17 protein-coding genes and 1 riboswitch are annotated in these 20042 nt (G+C 60.2%); all 17 genes read right to left on the minus strand.

From position 1 onward, the window contains the following. Positions 1 to 39: 39 nt before the first annotated feature. Positions 40 to 966, minus strand: coding sequence for a prephenate/arogenate dehydrogenase family protein (locus IP81_RS10085; RefSeq protein WP_157573163.1), 927 nt, complete (start codon positions 964 to 966; stop codon positions 40 to 42). Next, positions 963 to 2063, minus strand: coding sequence for a histidinol-phosphate transaminase (hisC, locus tag IP81_RS10090; RefSeq protein WP_054107867.1), 1101 nt, complete (start codon positions 2061 to 2063; stop codon positions 963 to 965). Before hisC ends, IP81_RS10085 begins: the two co-directional genes overlap by 4 nt. Before the next feature lie 323 nt (positions 2064 to 2386). Further along, positions 2387 to 3805 (minus strand): ammonium transporter, encoded by a 1419-nt coding sequence (locus tag IP81_RS10095; RefSeq protein ID WP_054107868.1) that lies wholly within the window; start codon positions 3803 to 3805, stop codon positions 2387 to 2389. A 35-nt stretch (positions 3806 to 3840) separates the two neighbouring features. Further along, positions 3841 to 4179 (minus strand): P-II family nitrogen regulator, encoded by a 339-nt coding sequence (locus tag IP81_RS10100; protein WP_054107869.1) that lies wholly within the window; start codon positions 4177 to 4179, stop codon positions 3841 to 3843. 198 nt (positions 4180 to 4377) lie between these two features. Continuing rightward, positions 4378 to 5100, minus strand: coding sequence for an endonuclease/exonuclease/phosphatase family protein (locus IP81_RS10105; protein WP_054107870.1), 723 nt, complete (start codon positions 5098 to 5100; stop codon positions 4378 to 4380). Then, entirely contained in the window at positions 5097 to 5969 is an 873-nt protein-coding gene (locus IP81_RS10110; RefSeq protein WP_054107896.1) for an alpha/beta fold hydrolase, read from the minus strand. Before IP81_RS10110 ends, IP81_RS10105 begins: the two co-directional genes overlap by 4 nt. A 58-nt stretch (positions 5970 to 6027) precedes the next feature. Next, positions 6028 to 7548: a peptide chain release factor 3 gene (locus tag IP81_RS10115; protein WP_054107871.1), complete on the minus strand. Its 1521-nt coding sequence runs from the start codon at positions 7546 to 7548 to the stop codon at positions 6028 to 6030. An 11-nt stretch (positions 7549 to 7559) separates the two neighbouring features. After that, positions 7560 to 8441 carry an aldose 1-epimerase family protein gene (locus IP81_RS10120; protein ID WP_054107872.1) on the minus strand — a complete coding sequence of 294 codons (882 nt, stop codon included), beginning with the start codon at positions 8439 to 8441 and terminating at the stop codon, positions 7560 to 7562. Continuing rightward, the gene (gene pheT / locus IP81_RS10125) at positions 8438 to 10828 is read right to left on the minus strand and encodes a phenylalanine--tRNA ligase subunit beta (RefSeq protein WP_054107873.1); all 2391 of its coding nucleotides are present in this window, start codon (positions 10826 to 10828) and stop codon (positions 8438 to 8440) included. The genes IP81_RS10120 and pheT overlap by 4 nt, the downstream gene beginning before the upstream one ends. Beyond that, the gene (gene pheS, locus IP81_RS10130; RefSeq protein ID WP_054107874.1) at positions 10825 to 11925 is read right to left on the minus strand and encodes a phenylalanine--tRNA ligase subunit alpha; all 1101 of its coding nucleotides are present in this window, start codon (positions 11923 to 11925) and stop codon (positions 10825 to 10827) included. Before pheS ends, pheT begins: the two co-directional genes overlap by 4 nt. A gap of 46 nt (positions 11926 to 11971) precedes the next feature. Then, on the minus strand, positions 11972 to 12805 hold the full coding sequence (locus tag IP81_RS10135; RefSeq protein ID WP_082356084.1) for an AraC family transcriptional regulator: 834 nt from the start codon (positions 12803 to 12805) through the stop codon (positions 11972 to 11974). A 198-nt stretch (positions 12806 to 13003) separates the two neighbouring features. Further along, positions 13004 to 13366 carry a 50S ribosomal protein L20 gene (gene rplT, locus IP81_RS10140; protein WP_054107875.1) on the minus strand — a complete coding sequence of 121 codons (363 nt, stop codon included), beginning with the start codon at positions 13364 to 13366 and terminating at the stop codon, positions 13004 to 13006. A gap of 13 nt (positions 13367 to 13379) precedes the next feature. Beyond that, positions 13380 to 13583, minus strand: coding sequence for a 50S ribosomal protein L35 (gene rpmI / locus IP81_RS10145; RefSeq protein ID WP_054107898.1), 204 nt, complete (start codon positions 13581 to 13583; stop codon positions 13380 to 13382). Between the two features lie 126 nt (positions 13584 to 13709). Further along, positions 13710 to 14615, minus strand: coding sequence for a homoserine O-succinyltransferase (metA, locus tag IP81_RS10150; RefSeq protein ID WP_054107876.1), 906 nt, complete (start codon positions 14613 to 14615; stop codon positions 13710 to 13712). 58 nt (positions 14616 to 14673) lie between these two features. Continuing rightward, positions 14674 to 14794, minus strand: a riboswitch (SAM-I-IV-variant riboswitch). A 54-nt stretch (positions 14795 to 14848) separates the two neighbouring features. Beyond that, a complete protein-coding gene (locus IP81_RS10155; protein WP_054107877.1) occupies positions 14849 to 15409 on the minus strand; it encodes a YqgE/AlgH family protein in 561 nt (186 codons plus the stop codon). A 44-nt stretch (positions 15410 to 15453) separates the two neighbouring features. Continuing rightward, the gene (locus IP81_RS10160) at positions 15454 to 18198 is read right to left on the minus strand and encodes a [protein-PII] uridylyltransferase (RefSeq protein ID WP_054107878.1); all 2745 of its coding nucleotides are present in this window, start codon (positions 18196 to 18198) and stop codon (positions 15454 to 15456) included. 70 nt (positions 18199 to 18268) lie between these two features. Continuing rightward, entirely contained in the window at positions 18269 to 19972 is a 1704-nt protein-coding gene (locus IP81_RS10165) for a class I adenylate-forming enzyme family protein (RefSeq protein WP_054107879.1), read from the minus strand. Positions 19973 to 20042 lie beyond the last annotated feature (70 nt).

The raw sequence follows: 20042 nt of genomic DNA on the forward strand, positions 1-20042 counted from the left end.
GACCATCTCAAGCCCTGTTTGGGCCAGAACTATCGAGGGTTACGCTTTGCCGCTGTGATCCGAACGGCCAAAGTCTGGCCGTGCATCGTCTTGGCCCATCTCGATAATACCGCGCCGGATCGCGCGGGTGCGGGTGAATTGATCGAACAGGGCATCGCCATCGCCCTTGCGGATGGCTTTTTGCAATTCGGTCAAGTCCTCGGTGAAGCGCTGGAGCATTTCCAGCACGGCATCGCGGTTCGAAAGGAACACATCGCGCCACATCGTCGGATCGGATGCGGCAATGCGGGTGAAATCGCGGAAGCCACCGGCAGAGTATTTGATCACTTCGCTCTGCGTTACCGCCTCAAGATCGGACGCGGTGCCGACGATGGTATAGGCGATCAGGTGCGGCAAGTGGCTGGTCACGGCCAAAACCTTGTCGTGATGATCGGCATCCATCGTCTCGACCCGCGCGCCCAGCGCCTCCCAGAACGCCACGACGCGCGCCACCAGCGCAGGATCGGCGTCGTCCGGCGGGGTGACGATGCACCAGCGGTTGACGAACAGCGTAGCAAAGCCCGCGTCCGGCCCGCTGCGTTCGGTGCCCGCTACCGGATGCGCGGGGATGATATGGTGGCCCGGCAAAGCCTCGGCCAAAGCGCGCGCAACCGAACCCTTGGACGAGCCGACGTCGCTGATCACCGCATCAGGAGACAAGCCTCCCGCCAGCGCCGTAGCGGCTGCGCCCATCGCGCCTACTGGCACACAGAGTATCACAAGATCAGCGCCTTGTGCGGCCTCGACCGGCGTTTCGGCAATGCTGTGCGCAAGGCCCAATTCGCGCGCCTGGCCGCGCACGTCGGCATCGGCATCATACCCGACCACGCGCACGCCCGGCATATGCCGCTGCACCGCAAGGCCTACCGACCCACCAAGCAATCCCAAACCGACAATCGTCACTTGGGCAAAGGATGCAGCGCTCACTTCGTAGCCTCGCACATCGCGCGGATCGCGGCGGCAATCTCGTCCATCTGTTCGGGCGTGCCGATGGTGATGCGCAGGCCTTGCGGCAGGCCTTGCCCCGGCAACCAGCGCGTGATGTAACCGTGGTCCATCAGACCGGTATAGACCGCTTCCGCGCTTAGTTTGCCTTCAAACAGGATCAGCACAAAGTTGGCTTGGCTCGGCAATGGCCGCACGCCATGATTGCCCAACGCCTCCAGCTTTTCGACAAAACGCGCGCGCTGCTCGGCATTGTGGCGGCGCGATGCTTCGACAAAGGCCTGATCGCGCACTGCGGCAAGGCCGGTTGCCTGTCCGCTGATCGAGATATTGAACGGCCCGCGTATACGGTTGAGCATATCAACCACATCGGCATGACCGGTGCCCCAGCCGATCCGCTCTCCGGCAAGGCCATAGATTTTCGAGAACGTGCGCGTGACCAGCACGTTGCTCGCATTGGCCGCCAGTTCCAGCGCGCCGTCATCATGCTCGGGATCAAGGTATTCGGCATAAGCGCCATCAAGCACCAGCAGAATATCGCTGCGCAATCCGGCGTGCAGCCGCGCGATTTCCGCGCGGGGTAGCCAGCTTCCGGTGGGATTGTTGGGATTGGCCAGAAACACCACCCGCGTGCGTTCGGTCACGCAGGCCAGCAGCGTATCAACATCCGTGCCGTAATCGGCATCGGGTGCGATAACCGGCACCGCGCCGCAACGCCGCGCGGCAATGTCGTAAACCGAAAAGCCATAGCGAACGTAAAGCACTTCATCGCCGGGGCCAGCATAGGCTTGGGCTGCAAGATTCAGCAATTCGTCAGACCCTGTGCCCATCACGATGCGCGCGGGATCAATGCCATGCACCTCGCCAATCGCGCGGCGCAGTTCAACGCTGTCGGGATCAGGATAACGCGCCGGATCGCCCAGATGGAGGCGCGCATCCAAGGCCTGGGCGCTGCTGCCCAGCGGATTTTCATTAGCGGAAAGCTTGGTCAGCACTTTGCCGTCGGCCCCGGTCGATTTGCCGGGAACATAAGCGTGAATGCCGAGGATCCAGTCCTTGGGTTGCGGTGCGTTTGCCATAGTGTGGGGGCTTTAGTGTTTGCGCAGCCCTGCGGCAAGCGGCCCGCCGGAACAGGGCCAAAAAAGGGAATTTTTGAAATGAAACCCATACCCTCGTCATTGCGAGAAGGCGAAGCCGACGAAGCAATCCAGAGCGGCTATGCGCTGCGCTCGCAATGGCAAACTTACGGTTCACAAGACCGCCCATCGCAAAACAAAAAAAGGGCCGGAAGCGGGCTAGCGCTTCCGGCCTTAGTATGTTCGCAGGAGGAACAAGGTTTGGCGGAGAGGGTGTTGAGAGGGAGAGGGTCTGTTAACCCCCACTCCGCCAATTCGGTAAAAACTCAGTAGTTGTAAGCGCGTTCGCCGTGCTCGGAGATGTCGAGACCTTCGCGCTCGGATTCTTCCGAAGGACGCAGACCAAGGGTCTTGTCGACGATGAAGAAGATGATCGCTGAGCCGACGCCCGAGAAGACGACCGTGAACAAGACAGCCTTGATCTGGGTCATCACCTGCGTGCCGATGCTGTAGCTGTCAGCGTCGAAGCCTGCAGGGAACACGGTGTAATCGAACACGCCTTGGCCACCGAGCGACGGAGCCGCAACAATGCCGGTGGCGATTGCGCCGACGATGCCGCCCACGCCGTGTACGCCGAACACGTCGAGTGTATCGTCATACTTCAGCTTGCTCTTCAGCGTGCTGACGAACAGGTAGCAGATGGGCGAGACGACGAGGCCGAGAACAATCGAAGTCATCGGAGCGCCAAGGCCCGAAGCTGGCGTAATGGCGACGAGACCGGCGACGGCACCCGTTGCAGCGCCCAACATCGAAGGCTTGCCGTGGTGAAGCTGTTCGACAATCGCCCAGGAGACGGCTGCGGCAGCGGTGGCGACGAAGGTGTTGATGAATGCAACTGCGGTTACGCCGTTGGCTTCAAGGTTGGAACCGGCGTTGAAACCGAACCAGCCCACCCACAGCAGCGAAGCGCCGATCATGGTCATGGTCAATGAGTGCGGCGGGGTGGCTTCCTTGCCGAAACCGATGCGCTTGCCGATCATGATGCAGCCAACAAGGCCTGCGATACCTGCGTTGATGTGCACAACCGTGCCACCAGCGAAGTCCAGCGCGCCCATGGCCCAAAGGAAACCGGCGTCGGTAGGAGCGTCAGGCAGGAAGTCTGGGCCAGCCCAGTACCAAACCATGTGCGCCATCGGGAAATAGATGCAGGTCAGCCAAAGGACCGTGAACACCATCAGCGAGCTGAACTTCACACGTTCCGCAAAAGCACCGACGATCAACGCTGGCGTGATGCAAGCGAAGGTCATCTGGAAGATCACGAACGCGTATTCGGGAATATATACGTTGTTCGAGAAGGTTGCTGCATAGGTCGTGGCATCCACGCCCATCAGGAACATTTTCGAAAAACCGCCAACGAACGGGCCGCCGCTGGTGAAAGCCATCGAATAGCCCCAGCTTACCCAGACGAGCGCTGCGACTGAAACGATCATGAACACCTGCATCAGCACGCTGAGCATATTTTTGGTGCGGACAAGACCGCCGTAGAAAAGTGCAAGAGCAGGTACGCTCATCATAAGGACGAGCGCGGAGCTGATGAGCATCCAGGTCGTATCGCCCTTATCGACCATACCGGCCATCTGTTCAACGGTTGGCGCCTTGATCGGCCCATCCTGTGCAAAAGCAGCTGTTGCGGCGAAGAGCGAAGCGCCCGTTCCAGCCAAGCCACCGATCATCTTACGGATCATGTTGGTTCCCCTAAGGTCGGAATTGGAAGGCGCGCTCACAGCGCGGTATCCCCGGTTTCGCCGGTGCGGATGCGGGTGGCCGACGCGAGGTCGAGCACGAACACCTTGCCGTCACCAATAGCTTCGGTGCTGGCTGCCTGCTGGATCGTTTCCACGATCTGCGGCGCAAGATCATCGCTAGCTGCGATTTCGATCTTCACCTTTGGAAGCATATTGGTTGAATATTCAGCGCCACGGTAAATTTCAGTCTGGCCTTTCTGCCGACCAAAACCTTTGACCTCCGACACCGTCATCCCGGCAACGCCAAGCGCCGACAGTGCTTCACGCACTTCATCGAGCTTGAACGGCTTGATGATGGCTATGATGAATTTCATTCACGCCCCCCTTCATGAACCTTCACGCCGGGCGACCTGCCGGCAGAGGTAGTAAAGCAAGGGTCATGCCAAACACGTATTTTTCACGGAATCAGGTATTTATGGGAACCAAGTTGATCGTGCATGAATTGAACGCGCCCGATTCTTGAGCAACAATTCAGCAATGCCTAAAGTTTAGGCACATCTGCCCGCCTAAATTCAAGGCAATCGCAAGTTGGCCCACACCGGCAAATGATCAGAACCCACCGCCGCCAAGGCGCTACGATGTACGCCTGCATCCTCAACTTCGAAGCCTTGGCTGATCACAATCCGGTCCAATTGCGCCAGCGGCCGGCGCGAAGGGAAGCTGCGACCCGGTGCCAAAACCCGCAATGGCGGGCGGAACGCTGCTAACGCGCCGCCCTTCACTGACCACTCGTTAAGGTCGCCCATCATCACGGCGTGACCTTGTACAGCATGGTCCGCGACGTGCGAACACACCGCCTCAACTTGCGCCCACCGCCGCAGACCAGACAGATCGAGATGCATGCCAATCACCCGCACCACTTGGCCTGCTATGCGCAGTGAAGCGCAAACCGCGCCGCGCGGCTCGATGGTCGGTAACGGCACCGCGCAGGCACCCAGCACCTCAATATCACGCCGCACCAACAAGGCATTGCCATGCCAACCCATGCTCGCTGCGGTGCGCGCGCTATCGTAATGACCGGGCTCAATCACTTGCCATGGGCTGTGATCATCCAGCGCCGCACGCGGCAGCACCGCTTCACGCATACCATAGCGCCGGTCGGCCTCTTGCAGCGCGATCACATCGGCATCAATTTCGCGCAGGACCCTGAGGATACGATCCGGATCGCGCTTGCGGTCCAGCCCCACGCCCTTATGGATGTTGTAACTGGCGACTTTGAGCGTAACGCCGCTCAGAGGAAATCCTTCAGCGTTTTGATAAACATGTCGAACTGGTCATGATGCAACCAGTGCCCCGCGTTTTCAAACTCCACCACCTGCGCGGTTTTGAAATGCTTGATCCGGCCATCTGTATCAGGATTATCAGCCCATGAATCCGCCCCGTTTAACAGCAGCGTCGGGCACGTAATCGCGCTCCACAACTGTTGCACAAACCCGGGCGCAATATCGTAAGGCGATCCATCGACGTGAAGATGCGGATCAAACTTCCAAGTGAATGAGCCATCTTCATTGCGATTAATGCCATGCAGCGTCAGATGTCGGGCCTGATCGTCAGTCAGATAAGGGTTGGCCGCTTTCATTCGCGCATAGGCATCTTCAAGCGTTGAATAGCGACGCGGCATAAGCCCGGCTGCTTTGCGCTTTTCGCCGATGTATTCGCGGACCCGCCGCGCAAACGGCACATTCTTGATCAACGTCTCGCTCGCATTGGTCGGGAAAATACCTTCAATAGCCACGAGCTTGCGTACGTTTTCTGGAAAAAGCCCCGCATAGCGCAGGCTGACATTGGCCCCCCATGAATGCGCAACGATCGTCACCGGTGCTAAATCTAGCTGCCGGACCAGTTGCGCAAGATCGTAAACAAGGTCCATCGTCCGGTAATTGCCGTCCGAATTCCATTCGCTATCGCCATGGCCGCGATGATCCATCGCGATGATGTGCCAATCTTCGCGCAGCGCTTCTGCGGTCCAATCCCACGAACGGCAATGGTCACGCCCGCCGTGCACCAGCAGCAACGGGGGCTTCTCGGGATTCCCCCAATCCACATAGTGGAGCCGCTGGCGCTGCGAGATAAACGTGTTTGATGTGGGGCCAAGGAGTTGCATCGCAGCTACCTGCCCTTGATAGCGCAGGGATTCAACCCCCGCGCCGAACAAAGCAGGGCTACCTTTCCTTGGTCGCCGAGAAGATCAAATCAGGATTGCGCTCCTGCTGATAGCTCACATCCCACGAAGAACGCGCCATAAATACCGGATCGCCATCGCGGTCCTTGGCCAGGTTCGACATGTTAAAATCTGTAAAGCCCTTCAGCGCTGTCTCGCTGCCCTTGATCCAGCGCGCAGTATCGAACGGTGATGGCTCAAGCACCGCCTCGACCTTGTACTCCGCCTCAAGCCGCGAAACGAGCACTTCGAGCTGCAATTGCCCCACCACGCCGACAATCCACTGGCTGCCAATCTCGGGATAGAACACCTGGATCACGCCCTCTTCCGAAAGGTCATCCAGCGCCTTGCGCAGTTGCTTGGTCTTGGTCGGGTCTTTCAACTGGACGCGGCGCAGGATTTCCGGCGCGAAGTTGGGCAACCCGGTAAAGCGCACATCGTTGCGTTCCGATAGCGTATCGCCCACGCGCAAGGTGCCGTGGTTGGGAATGCCGATGATGTCGCCTGCCTCGGCCGTATCGGCAATTTCACGGTCCTGCGCAAAGAACAGGATCGGTGAATGCACCGCAATCGGTTTGCCAAGGCCCGAAGGCGTCAGCTTCATGCCGCGCCGGAACGTGCCCGAAACCATGCGCATGAAGGCGATGCGGTCACGGTGCTGCGGGTCCATATTGGCCTGCACCTTGAAGATGAAGCCGGTCACATCGGCGCGCTCGGGATCGATAATCCCCTGATCGGACGATTGCGGACGCGGCGGCGGCGCAAACTTGGCAATCGCCTCGATCAGATCGATCACGCCAAAGTTCTTCAGCGCCGATCCGAAATAGACCGGCGTCAGATCACCATTGCGATAGGCTTCCATGTCAAATTCGGGATAGCCTGCCCGCGCCAGCTCGATTTCTTCGGCAATGTCGTCGGGAATATCAACGGCAGGCTCAACTTTTCCCAGAAACTCGCGGCTATCACCATCGGGGCGCGCAATCGTCTCGTCGGCAAAGCTCATCACGCCTTGAAAAAGGCCGCCCATGCCGATCGGCCAGGACATCGGCACCACATCCAGCGCCAGCGCATCAGCCACTTCGTCGAGCGTCTCGAACACAGACCGGCCTTCGCGGTCCACCTTGTTCACAAAGGTAATGATCGGCACCGACCGCAACCGGCACACCTCGAACAGCTTGCGCGTCTGCGGCTCGATACCCTTTGCGGCATCGATCACCATGATCGCCGAATCAACTGCGGTCAGCGTGCGATAGGTGTCTTCGGAAAAGTCTTCGTGGCCCGGCGTATCCAGCAGGTTGAAGACGATGCCATCCTTCTGGAACGTCATCACCGAGGACGTCACCGAAATTCCGCGCTGCTGCTCGATCTTCATCCAGTCAGACCGCGCCCGCCGCGCAGCCCCGCGCGCCTTGACCTCGCCCGCCAAGTGAATCGCGCCGCCTTGAAGCAGCAGCTTCTCGGTCAGCGTCGTCTTACCGGCGTCAGGATGGGAGATGATGGCGAAGGTGCGGCGATTGGACATGGGGCTGCCACCTAGCGGGGGCGAAGGCTTACGTCCATGCGGAAGCTGCGCGATTGGGCAGGTTCCAGCAGGACCACACCCGGCTTGTCGCGAAAATCGCCAGCAAAGCCTTCGGGATCGGCATGGCCAGCCCAAGGTTCGATGCAGATATAGCGGGCACCCGGCACTTGCCACAGGCCAAGCGCATGCGTGTCGGGAAAGCCAATGTCGAGCCAAGGCCCGCCTTCGACGCCATAGGACAGCGACCGGCTGGAAAGCTGGTCCCAGATCACCGCATCGGTGCGGAACAAGTCCCCGGACAGCGCCAGTTCGCGGCCCGTAACCGGCGTTGCTTCGGCCTCCGGCAGCAAAACGCCAGTGCCGCTGGCAACGCGGCGCACATCCTGCGGCTCCGCTTTTTCAAACACCAGCTTGTGCGCAGCCTTATCCGCCCCGCCCGGTAGCGGCCACGCGAAGGCCGGATGATAGCCAAAGTTGAACGGCAAAGCCTCGCCATTGGGATTGGTCACGCTGGCTTCCATCACCAGCGTCATTCCGTCCAACCGGTATGCCATCTCCAGCACGAAGCCGAACGGATAGACTTTGCGCGTATCTGGCGAATCAGTCAGCCGAAACCGCGCCTCTGCCCCTTCAACATGCACCGGCGCAAACATGCTGCGGCGGGCAAAGCCATGACGCGGCAGCGCATATTCGCGCCTATCCAGCCGCAACACATCGCCATTCAGCGACCCAACAATCGGGAACAGCAGCGGCGCGTGCCCGCCCCAGAACGCCGGATCGGCATCAGTCAGGTATTCGCGGGCATCGCCATCCGTCAAAGACCACAGTTCCGCGCCAAGCGGATTGATCCGCGCGGTCAGCTCGCCATTGGTGATTGCGATCAGTTCGGTCATCCGCGCAACTGTGCACCTTGTTTGGCGGCGGCTGCAATAACCTTGTCGGCAATCGCCTTCAAAGCGGCCTCGTCATACGACTTCTCGACCGGTTGCAGCGTCACCTCGATGGCCAGCGATTTCTGGCCTCCCGGCACACCAGCCCCACGGAAATCATCAAACACGCGCGCGGCTACAATATTGGCCTTGTCCGCGCCCTTGACCGAGCGCAGCAGATCGCCCGCCGCCACATCGGCCGCCACAAGGAACGCAAAGTCGCGGGTCACAGCCTGCAACGGCGGCGGCGCAAAGTGCGGACGGGCAAATGCGCCCGCGCCCTTTTTCGCCGGAATCCGGTCAAGGAACAGTTCCACCACCACAACCGGCCCATCAATGTCGAACGCCTTGGCTGTCACCGGATGCAGCACGCCGAACCGCGCCAGCACCGTTTTCGGACCCAAACGCAGCGTCGCAGACTGTCCCGGATGGAACTGCGGCCCCGCCTCGCCCATGACTTGCAGGTTATCCACCGGAGCACCGACTTCGGCCAGCAGCGCCACCGCCTCGGCCTTGGCGTCAAACGCATCGAAGACTTGCGCCTTGCCCGAGGCCCAGCCGCGCGCAACCTTCTCGCCTGCCAGCACCACGCCAAGGCTCAACTTCTCGTCGCTCGCGCCGCCCTCACCGCGCAGATAACGCCGCCCGATCTCGAACAGGCGCACCGATGATGCGCCGCGATCCAGATTGCGCTTCACCGCCGAAAGCAGCCCCGGCAACAGCGAAGGCCGCATGGTCTTCAGGTCTTCTGAAATCGGATTGGCCAGCGTCCACAACGCTTCACCATCGGCAAAGTGCGAAGCCTCTGCCTCGGGCAGGAACGACCACGTAACCGCTTCATGCAGCCCGCGCGCCGCCGCTGCCCGGCGCACACGGCGCTCAAGCATCTGCACCGGCGTTGCCGTCGGCTTGGCCACGCCATCGGCGCGCGGCAGCGGTGTGGAAGGTACCGCGTCCAGTCCGTGAACACGGATCACTTCTTCAACAATATCAGGCGCGCCATCCACATCGGGCCGCCATTTTGGCACGGTTACCGCCCAGTCTGATGCGACCTCAAAGCCCAATGCCGCCAGAATGCGCTTCTGTTCGGCATCGGCCACATCGATCCCGCCCAACCGTCCGGCCAGTTCCGGATCATAGGCCACGCTCTTGCGCGCGACCGGCGGTTCGCCCGCACGGATCACTTCAGACGCTTCACCGCCGCAAATCTCAAGGATCAGCGCGGTCAACAGGTCCATCCCGGTATCGAGGAACGCCGGATCAACCCCGCGTTCAAACCGTCCGCGCGCATCCGATGCCAACGCCAGCGCCTGACCCGTCCGCGCAATCGAAGGCGGGTCGAAGTAGGCGATCTCCAGCAGCACATCGGTGGTGTCATCAGCGCAGCCCGAATGCTCGCCGCCCATGATCCCGGCAATGTCATGCACGCCAGCATCATCGGCGATCACCGTCATCCACGGCTCAAGCCCATATTCCTTGCCATTGAGCGCGACGACCTTCTCGCCCGCCACAGCCTTGCGCGCCACAACCGCGCCCGAAAGCTTGGCCAGATCATAAGCATGCGCGGGGCGGCCATAGCCGAGCATGACGAAGTTGGTCGCATCGACCAGCGCCGAGATCGGACGCTGGCCCGCAGACTTCAGGAAGTCCTGCAACCATTTCGGGCTGGGGCCATTCTTCACCCCGCGAATGACGCGGCCATAGAATGCGGGGCATCCTTCCGCATCATCGGTGCGCACTTCAACCGGGCAAGGGAAGCTGCCCGCCACGGCTTGCGCCGCAATCGGCTTCAACACGCCAAGGCCAGCCGCCGCCAGATCGCGCGCGATGCCGTAAACGCCCATGCAATCGGGCCGGTTCGGCGTGATCGCCACATCGAACACCGGATCGGAGCCGACGTAATCGGCAAAGCTTGTGCCCACCGGCGCGTCTTCAGGCAGTTCGATGATGCCATCGTGATCTTCACCCAGGCCCAGCTCGCGCGTCGAACACATCATGCCATTCGATTCGACACCACGGATCGCCGAATTGCGCAGGACCATGCCATTGGCCGGAACCACTGCCCCCGCCGTGCCCAGCACACCGACAAGCCCCGCGCGCGCATTGGGCGCACCGCACACCACTTGCAGCGGCGTGCCATCCCCCAGATCAACCGAGAGCACTTGCAGCTTGTCCGCCTGCGGATGTTTTTCCGCACTCAACACGCGGGCCACGCGGAACTGCGTCAGCGCGGCAGAGGCATCTTCGACGCCTTCGATTTCCAACCCCAGCGAGGTCAGCTTTTCCGCGATGGTGCGCGCATCGGCCTTGGTATCAAGGACCGACTTCAGCCATGAAAGCGAGAACTTCACGAGCGTACTCCAACACCGCCAGAAAGCGTCGGCACATCAAGCGCGCCGAAACCATAGTGGCCAAGCCACCGCGCATCGCCATCAAAGAAGGCGCGCAAATCGTCGAGGCCATATTTCAGCATAGCAAGCCGGTCGACGCCGGTGCCGAAAGCAAAGCCCTGCCATTCATCGGGATCAAGCCCGCCAAACTCGATCACCTTGCGGTTGACCATGCCCGAGCCCAGAACTTCCATCCATCCGCCGTTTTCAGCGTCACCGCTGCCACCAACAACGCGCTTACCCGCCACCAAAGTGTACCCGACATCCACCTCAACCGAAGGTTCGGTGAACGGGAAATAGCTCGGGCGCAAACGCAGGACGATATCCTCGCGCTCAAAGAATGCCTTGAGGAAAGTCTCAAGCGTCCACTTGAGGTGGCCCAGATGAATGCCCTTGTCGATCACCAGACCTTCGATCTGGTGGAACATCGGCGTGTGCGTAGCATCTGAATCCGAACGATAAACCCGGCCCGGCGCGATGATCCGCAAGGGCGCGCCCTCTTTCAGCATCGTCCGGATCTGCACCGGCGAGGTATGCGTGCGCAGCAGCATCGAGCGGCCATCTGCATCCTTGTCCGGAAAATAAAACGTATCATGCATCGCGCGCGCCGGATGCGTTTCGGGCATATTGAGCGCAGTAAAGTTGTGCCAATCGTCCTCGATCTCGGGTCCGCTGGCCACGGCAAAGCCCATATCTGCAAAGATTTCAGCAAGTTCGTCCATCACCTGGGAAACCGGATGAATCGATCCCTTGGGCATTTCGGGTGCTGGCAGCGAAAGGTCGACCGTCTCTGCCGCCAGCCGCGCTTCCAGCACAGCGCTTTCCAGCACCGCCTTGCGCGATGCCAGCGCCGCCGTCACGGCTTCGCGAACGCCCTGAATTTTCGGGCCTTCGCTGGTGCGCTGTTCGGGCGTCATCCCGCCCAGCGATTTGAGCAGCGCGCTCACCCATCCCTGTTTGCCAAGCGCGGCAACGCGGATCGCTTCCAAAGCGTCAGGCGTCGCGGCATCGGCGATGGCGGCAAGGGTTTCGGTCTGCTGTTGATCAAGCTGTTCCATGCGGCAAGCCGCTAGCGGCAAATGCGACAGAATCAAAGTGTGGAGTTCATGCAGCCGAAGGTGCGTGCAACGCTTGCACCGCGCTTCCGATGAATTCCTGCCGCGCTTTCATCACCGCTTCCAGCACCGGCTTGGGCCGCGCCGCATATTCGCTGGGACTGGTACCCATGAACCGGTGGAAGTCGCGCACGAACTGGGCCTGATCGTGATAACTGCTGTCAATCGCCCCGATCCAGTGCAGCGAAGGGTCCATCATGTATTGCACCAGACTGCGCATAAAGCGCTGGCGGCGCAGCAAAAGGCGCGGCGTAAAGCCAAAGTGCTTGCGGCAAATCCGCTCCAGCGTATGCGACGGCAGGTGCGCTGCCTCGGCCATTTCGCTGACACTGGAGATGTCAGGGTCCAGCAGCGCGGCATGGCAGGCCAGAATGCGCGGATCATCCTCGCGATCACTGCGCGCCAATGCCCGCAGGAAAAAGGCGGAAATCCGGCCAAGCTCTGCGGTTTCATCGGGTTTTTCGCCAAACAGGCTATCGGCAAGACCACGAAACGGAGTCAAGAACGGCTCGCTTGCCACTGTGTAATGACGATCGGCATGGAGATTTGCGGGCGTGCCCACAAACCGTGCCCAGCCCAACGGCAAGATGCCGATGCCCCAGATTCGGGTACTGCCAACCGTAAAGCGTAAGGTTGTGCTGGTCGGCCCCGTAACGTTCGCCGTCACACCGGAAATTGCGGGGCCGTCGGGAAGCTGCGAATCAGGCAAGTCGCCTTGGTAGGCTCTAAAATTGGCCCATTCGGGGTGCAGATAATCCGTCACGCGCGCATCGCCGGGCACATCAAGCTCGGTCAGGTAAAACGTTGTGAAGTAACGGTTCAACGGCTCAATCGGCCGATGGAACCGGACTTGGACAGTACAGTCCGCCGACAAATGGTGCGCCCCTGTTTTTGCTCGGGCCTTACATTCACTTTAGCCCATTTTGGATCAACTTGACCGGCATTTGGCCCTGATGCAACGAAAAAGAGGGGCAGGTTCATGACGAACCCACCCCTCTTTAAATCCGGAACGCTGCAAAGATCAGGCGGCTGGAAGAGCAGCCTTGGCTTGCGCGATAACCGTGGTGAAAATGGCGCTCTCGTTCATGGCGAGATCGGCCATCGTCTTGCGGTCCAGTTCAAGTCCGGCAAGCTTGGTGCCGTGGATGAACTGCGAATAGGTCAGGCCTTCTTCGCGGACAGCGGCATTGATGCGCTGGATCCACAGGGCGCGGAAGCTGCGCTTCTTTACCTTGCGGTCACGATAGGCGTATTGTCCGGCCTTTTCAACGGCCTGACGGGCGACGCGGATCGTGTTCTTGCGACGGCCGCGATAGCCCTTCGCCTGATCCAAAATCCTCTTGTGCTTGGCACGGGTGGTAACACCACGTTTGATACGGCTCATAAGTCAGCGCTCCTCAGTTCAGCCCGTAGGGCGCCCACTTCTTGATCGTCCGTGCATCAGCATCGGAGATCACGTCAGTGCCGCGGTTCTGGCGGATGTACTTGGCGTTGTGACTCATCAGACGGTGGCGCTTACCAGCAACACCATGCTTCACCTTGCCGGTGGCAGTGAGCTTGAAGCGCTTTTTCACGCCGCTCTTGGTTTTCATCTTGGGCATTTTGGTCTCCTGTATACGACGCGTCCGATCCGCCTTGGCAGCCCTTGTGGCCAGGCCGATCATCGAATCCGTGTCGGTTGAAGCGGGGCCGATAGGGTAAGCTGCCGGGAAAGGCAAGAAGAGTCGTCAGCCCCCGATGTCTGCCAGATCAAAAGCGGTGGTCTGATAAGCCTCGTTGATCCAGTTCCCGTAAAGCAGATGGCCATGCCCGCGCCATGAATTGACCGGCTGCGCCTGCGGATCATCGCCGGGGAAATAGTGGCGCGGCATATAGCCTGCTGCATCGCGCGCATATTCACCGGCCAGCGTCAGCGTATCATATTCCAGGTGATTGAACATGTGCAGCGTGCGATGCGCGGGGTCATCGATCAGGCACAGCCCGGTTTCCGCGCTTTCGGCCAGAACGCTCAGGCCCCGGCCTTCGGACAGGTCTTCGCAGCGTACTTCGGCCCAGCGCGATACCGGAACGTCGAACACATCGGGCAGCCCGCGCACCCACGGATTGGCGGGCGCCTTGTTTTCGTGGCGGAACACGCCCGAGGCTTTGGCTTCAAGGTTATGCTTTGGGATGCCGTGGAAGTGGTGCAGCGCCGCCATCGCGCCCCAGCACACTGTCAACGTGCGGTGGACGTGGCTTTGCGACCAATCAAAGATGCGGCGTAGTTCGTCCCAATAGGTAACGTCTTCAAACGCCATCGTCTCAACCGGCGCGCCGGTGACGATCAGCCCGTCGAACTTCTCGGCCTTCACATCCTCCCAAGGGCGATAGAACGAGGCGATGTGGCCCGCAGCCGTGGTCTTGCTGACGTGATCGGATATGCGCACCAATTCAAGATCAACCTGCAAAGGCGTTGCGCCCAGCACACGCGCGATCTGCGTTTCGGTGGTAATCTTGTCGGGCATCAGGTTGAGCAGCGCGATGCGGATGGGGCGGATATCCTGCCGCGCGGCTTCGGTTTCGCTCATCACGATCACGCCCTCGGCTTCGAGCGTGCGGCGGGCGGGGAGATTGTCGGCAATCCTGATCGGCACGGTGCTGCGTCTTTCTGTTCAACCTGTGGCTGGAAGACGCTGGAACCTGTGGCCAAACCTGCGTCCGTTTCGTTGCCGGATCGGCCACATCCTTAACCCCGGTTTCCCAAGATTAAGCGCCACCTTGCCCGGAACGGCAGGTTGGCGTTGGAGCGTCACCCCAACTCTCGATGTGCGGTCAATCTAGGAGCGATATACTCGCGATGCAACAGGATGCATCGCGAAAATGCCCCTTAAGCGCTGCCAGTCTGTGCGACGAGATGCGCAGGGTCGATGCCCTCGCTCTTCCAGGCGGTGGTCCAGCGACGGCCGGTGGGCGTTTCAAACAGCACTTCGGGATGTCCCTTGGCGGCATACCAGCCATGGCGCCGCATCTCGCCCTCAAGTTGGCCTGCCCCCCAACCGGCATAGCCCAGCGCGACAAGGAACTTGGACGGGCCGCGCCCCTCGGCAATCGCCCGCAACACATCAAGCGATGCCGATAACTGGCACAGCGGATTGACCGTCACGCTGCCCTCGCCGCCCCAATCACTGGAATGGAGCACAAACCCGCGTGCGGTTTCAACCGGCCCGCCGTTGAGCACCGGCACATCGGGCGCAACGCCGGGATCAATGCCGATATCTTCGAGCAAGCCGTGAAAGGTAATGCCATCGCGCACTTGCCCCACGCCAATGCCCAGCGCGCCATGCGCATCATGCACGCACATCGCGATCACCGCATGGTCAAACCGGGGATCACCCATTCCGGGCATCGCCAGCAGCAGCCTGCCACCAAGATATTCACCTTCGCTCATCATCGCACCAGATAGGCACAAGGCGGGGCAATTGCGAGGTGCCCTTAAGCAGCCGCTTTGACTTTGCGCTCCTCGACAGCCTCGAGCAGCTTCTTCTCGATGGTTTTCATACGCGTTTCGTTATCAATCTTTTCGCCCAATACGTCTGTAACATAGAACGTATCCACCGCGCGCTCACCATACGTTGCGATATGCGCCGAGTGAACGACAAGCCGCGCTTCGAACAAAGCACGTGCCAGCGTGCTGAGCAGCGCCGGCCGGTCACGCGCGCCAACCTCAATGACGGTAAAGCGATTCGACGCCTTGTTGTCGAAGATCACGATCGGCCGCACATCAAACGCATGGGCGCGCGGACGGGCGAGCGGGCGCGCGGCCAATTGCGGCTGCAGTTTAACGCGGTTGGCCAAGGCATCGGCAATCGCGTTCTTGAGCCGCGCAATCTGGTTTGCCTCGTTCAACGGTCGGCCCAGCGGGTCTTGCACGAGGAAGTTGTCCACCGCGGTGCCATTGCGCGCGGTGTGAATGCGCGCATCGATAATGTTGCCGCCCGCAAGGTGAATGCCACCAGCAATACGATAGAACAGGCCCGGATGATCTGCCGCCAGCACCGTCACCAGCGTAGCGCCGCGCGCCGGATACCAGTGCGCCTCGACTGACAGCGGCTCGCCCAATGCGCCATCCATCTGTTGCAGGTTCAGCGCGATGATGTCCTCGGGCTCGGCAATCCAGTAAGCATCGCCCAATTGCTTGCCCACCGTGCCGATCAGGGCATAACGTTCCTTCAGGAGCGCGCCCACGGCCTTCTTCTTGGCAATAATACGTTCAGCGCGGCCATGGGTCTTGTGGCCCAGACGCAGCATTTCCTCGGCGGCTACAAACAAATCGGTAAGCAGCTGCCGTTTCCACGAATTCCACACACCCGGCCCCACCGCGCGGATATCCACGATGGTCAGGATCGCCAGCAAACGCAGCCGCTCCTGACTTTGCACCGTATTCACGAAATCGGCGATGGTCTTGTAATCGGCCAGATCGCGTTTGAACGCAGTGGCGCTCATCAACAAGTGCCAGCGCACCAGCCATGCGACCAGTTCGGTCTCTGCCGCCGACATGCCAAGGCGCGGACACAGTTTCATCGCAACTTCTGCGCCTAGCACTGAATGATCGCCACGCCGCCCCTTCGCAATGTCATGCAGAAGCGTGGCCATATAAAGGACGCGTCGCGAAGCAACTTTGGTCGCAATCTCACTGGCCAAAGGATGATCAAGCTTCGTCTCACCCTTCTCGATCTCGGCGAGCAGGCCGATCGCGCGGATCGTATGTTCATCCACCGTATAGTGGTGGTACATATCAAACTGCATTTGTGCGATCACGCGGCCAAAATCGGGCACGAACCGCCCGAACACGCCTGCCTCGTTCATCCAGCGCAGCACCGTTTCGGGATCGTTGCGGCTGGTAAGCGTTTCCAGGAACAACGCATTGGCGCGCGGATTTTTGCGCACGGCGGCATCAATCAACGCTGCATCGCGCCGCGCAATCCGCATGGTTTCGGGATGGATTTCCACTTGTTCGGAAGCGGCACGGGCAAACAATTCCAGCAGCCGCACTGGGTCTTCCTGAAACGTCTCGTCCGAAGGCACCGCCAGTTTACCGGCATCAATCAGGAACGGCCCGACCTTCTTGCGCCGCCGCTTGCGCAGCGCGGCAAAGAACCCGCGCTTCTGTCCGGCAAACTGCCCATCCAATTGGGCAAGGAATACGCCGGTGAGCGATCCCACCTGCTTTGCCTGAAGGAAGAAGTACTGCATGAACCGCTCAACCGCGCTTTTGCCAGGACGATCAGCAAAGTTCATCCGCGTGGCAACTTCGCGTTGCAGATCGAAGGTCAGCCGGTCTTCGGCGCGGTTGGTGATCGTGTGCAAGTGGCAGCGCACCGCCCAGAAGAAGTTTTCCGCCCGGCGAAACGCACGGTATTCCTCCGCCGTCAGCAGGCCGACATCGACCAGTTCCGAAGCGTCGCGTACCTTGTGGATATACTTGCCAATCCAGTAGAGCGCGTGAAGATCGCGCAGACCTCCCTTGCCCTCTTTGACATTGGGTTCCACCACATAACGGCTATCGCCCAGCTTCTTGTGGCGTAGATTGCGCTCTTCCAGTTTCTCGGCGACAAACTGCTTTTCCGTGCCGGTGACAACTTCGGCCCAGAACCTGCGCGTGGCCTCTTCATGAAGTTCGCGGTCGCCCCATACATACCGCCCTTCGAGCAGCGCGGTGCGGATTGTCAGGTCACTCTTCGCCATGCGCACGACTTCATCGAGCGAACGACTTGATTGGCCCACTTTCAGGCCAAGGTCCCACAAGTAATAGAGCATCGCCTCGATCACCTGCTCGCACCACGAAGTCGGCCTGGTGGGCGTGACGAAGGCAATATCGACATCGGAATGCGGTGCCATTTCGCCACGACCATAGCCGCCAACAGCCAGCACCGCGATTCGCTCACCAGTTGAACGGTTGCTGGCGCGATAGACCCGGCCCACGATGTGATCGTAAATCACCCGGACCAGTTGATCGACCAGAAACGCCTGCGCCTGCGCGCATTCACTACCGCCTGATGGCCGTGCCTCAAGCCGCCGCGCGATTTCTGCGCGACCTGCTTCAAGCGCGACGCGCAGCAGTTCCACGACAGCCGGACGCGATTTTTCACCCTGCTCGGCAAAGGCCGCGGCAATGGCATCGGCAAGCGCCCGACGATCAATAATTGCGCGCTGGTTGGCAATCCGGGGAAGCATCATGCCTCCCCTTTAACCAATCATCCTTTACCGTCCAACAACAACCGGCCTCAGGCAAATTGCACGGCCGGATTCACGCCTTCAACCATTCCTTCGTGTAAGCTTCGCGCAAGGACCGCTTGTCCACCTTTTCGGTGCCAAGCCGTGGCAGGGGCTCATGCACCTCCCAGAACCGCACCGGAATGTTGAACGGCGCGATATGCTCTTTCAAAAAGGCGCGCAGTTCGTCTTCGCTGGCTGAACAATCAGCCTTGGCCAGATAGACAGCGGCCGGAACTTCACCGAACTTTTCATCCGGCAGGCCGAAAACGCTAACTTCGGCGATGCAGGGATGCGCATAAATCGCGCTTTCCACCTCGATGCAACTGATATTTTCGCCGCCACGGATGATGATGTCCTTTTTGCGGTCAACGATGAACAGATAACCCTCGGGATCGATGTACCCAAGATCGCCCGTGCGGAAATACCCGTCCGGCGTCATCGATTCGCGCGTAGCCTTTTCATTGCCCCAATATCCAAGGAAGTTTGCGACCGAACGAATCGACACTTCCCCGACCGTGCCTTGCGGCAAAGCGGTGCCAGCATCATCAAGGATCGCCATGTCCACCAGCGGGCGCGATGCCGTACCCGTGCTCCCCGGCTTGGCAAGATAGTTCTCGTTCAGATTGCCGCAGCCCACGCCATTGGTCTCGGTCAACCCATAGCCCAGAATCGGAAACGCATGGGGCAAGGCCGCACGAATACGCTCGACATGTTCAAGCGGACGCGGAGCGCCGCCTGCGGCAAACGTCACGCACGTTGAAAGATCGTACTTTTCACGATCCGGGTGCGTCGCAATCTCGAAGCTCATCAGCGGCACGCCAACAAAATAGGTCGCCTTTTCACGCTCGATCAGGCGCATTGCCTCAACCGCGTCCCACTTGGCCATCAGCACAAGCTTGCGCCCCAGCGCGAAGGATTGAAGGAAGACCGGCACCTCGCCCGTCACGTGAAACAGCGGGACGTTGACCAGCGTGGTGGGCTGCACATCCGGTGCCGGGGCTTGGCCACGTGCGGTCAGAATGCCAAGCACTGCGGCAGATTGGACGACATAGTTCATCGTCCCCTGCACCACACCGCGATGATCTGAATAGGCCCCTTTGGCAACGCCGGTGGAACCCGAGGTAAACAGAACCGTCGCCAGATCTTCGCCTGTCAAAGTTGGCAGGATTGTGGCCATGCCGCCGCCATTGCCAAGCAGCGCGGCCAAGCCTTGTTCATAGCCGCAATCATGCTCCATCAGCAGCAGCGTGGCACCGTGCGGGTGATCGACCAGCCGCTTGGCCCGCGAATCATCGGCTATCACATAGCGGCATTCGACCAGATCGATCCCACCCGCCAGTTCTTCGCCCAGCCACCATCCGTTCAGCAAAGTGGCGCAACCGCCCGCCATCAGCACCGCCATGTAAGCGACCACCCAATTGGCAGAATTGCGCGCCGCAATGGCGATGCGATCGCCCTTTTGCACGCCATGCCCTTCAACCAGACCGCCCGCGACATGGCGCGCAGCCTTATAGACATCGGCAAAGCTCAGACGGATATCGCCATCGACGATAAACGGCTTTTCTCCATGTGTTGCGCAAAAGTAGGCAAAGTAAGCTGGCAGATGCGGCGGGGCCGCTGCGATCATCGGCACATCGCGGCCAAACCGCTGCACCATAACGGTTTGAAACATCCCGCCCTCACCAGTGAGAGCGGTAAATGTGTTATCCATGGCATGGTCAAGCTCGGTTTTCATGGCGTCCTTTGTATCTCCCAACCCCCGGACACATTACCTGTGCGCCTTTTCGGGTTTGCTTGTGGTCTTC

It is taken from the genome of Novosphingobium sp. AAP83 (assembly GCF_001295795.1).
Taxonomy (GTDB): Bacteria; Pseudomonadota; Alphaproteobacteria; order Sphingomonadales; family Sphingomonadaceae; genus Novosphingobium.

Bases quoted from the DNA above. Each gene is read 5' to 3' on its own strand.
- hisC (WP_054107867.1), bottom strand. From the start codon at position 2,063: ATGGCAAACGCACCGCAACCCAAGGACTGGATCCTCGGCATTCACGCT.
- IP81_RS10095 (WP_054107868.1), bottom strand. From the start codon at position 3,805: ATGATCCGTAAGATGATCGGTGGCTTGGCTGGAACGGGCGCTTCGCTC.
- IP81_RS10100 (WP_054107869.1), bottom strand. From the start codon at position 4,179: ATGAAATTCATCATAGCCATCATCAAGCCGTTCAAGCTCGATGAAGTG.
- IP81_RS10110 (WP_054107896.1), bottom strand. From the start codon at position 5,969: ATGCAACTCCTTGGCCCCACATCAAACACGTTTATCTCGCAGCGCCAG.
- IP81_RS10115 (WP_054107871.1), bottom strand. From the start codon at position 7,548: ATGTCCAATCGCCGCACCTTCGCCATCATCTCCCATCCTGACGCCGGT.
- IP81_RS10120 (WP_054107872.1), bottom strand. From the start codon at position 8,441: ATGACCGAACTGATCGCAATCACCAATGGCGAGCTGACCGCGCGGATC.
- pheS (WP_054107874.1), bottom strand. From the start codon at position 11,925: ATGGAACAGCTTGATCAACAGCAGACCGAAACCCTTGCCGCCATCGCC.
- rplT (WP_054107875.1), bottom strand. From the start codon at position 13,366: ATGAGCCGTATCAAACGTGGTGTTACCACCCGTGCCAAGCACAAGAGG.
- rpmI (WP_054107898.1), bottom strand. From the start codon at position 13,583: ATGCCCAAGATGAAAACCAAGAGCGGCGTGAAAAAGCGCTTCAAGCTC.
- IP81_RS10155 (WP_054107877.1), bottom strand. From the start codon at position 15,409: ATGAGCGAAGGTGAATATCTTGGTGGCAGGCTGCTGCTGGCGATGCCC.
- IP81_RS10160 (WP_054107878.1), bottom strand. From the start codon at position 18,198: ATGATGCTTCCCCGGATTGCCAACCAGCGCGCAATTATTGATCGTCGG.
- IP81_RS10165 (WP_054107879.1), bottom strand. From the start codon at position 19,972: ATGAAAACCGAGCTTGACCATGCCATGGATAACACATTTACCGCTCTC.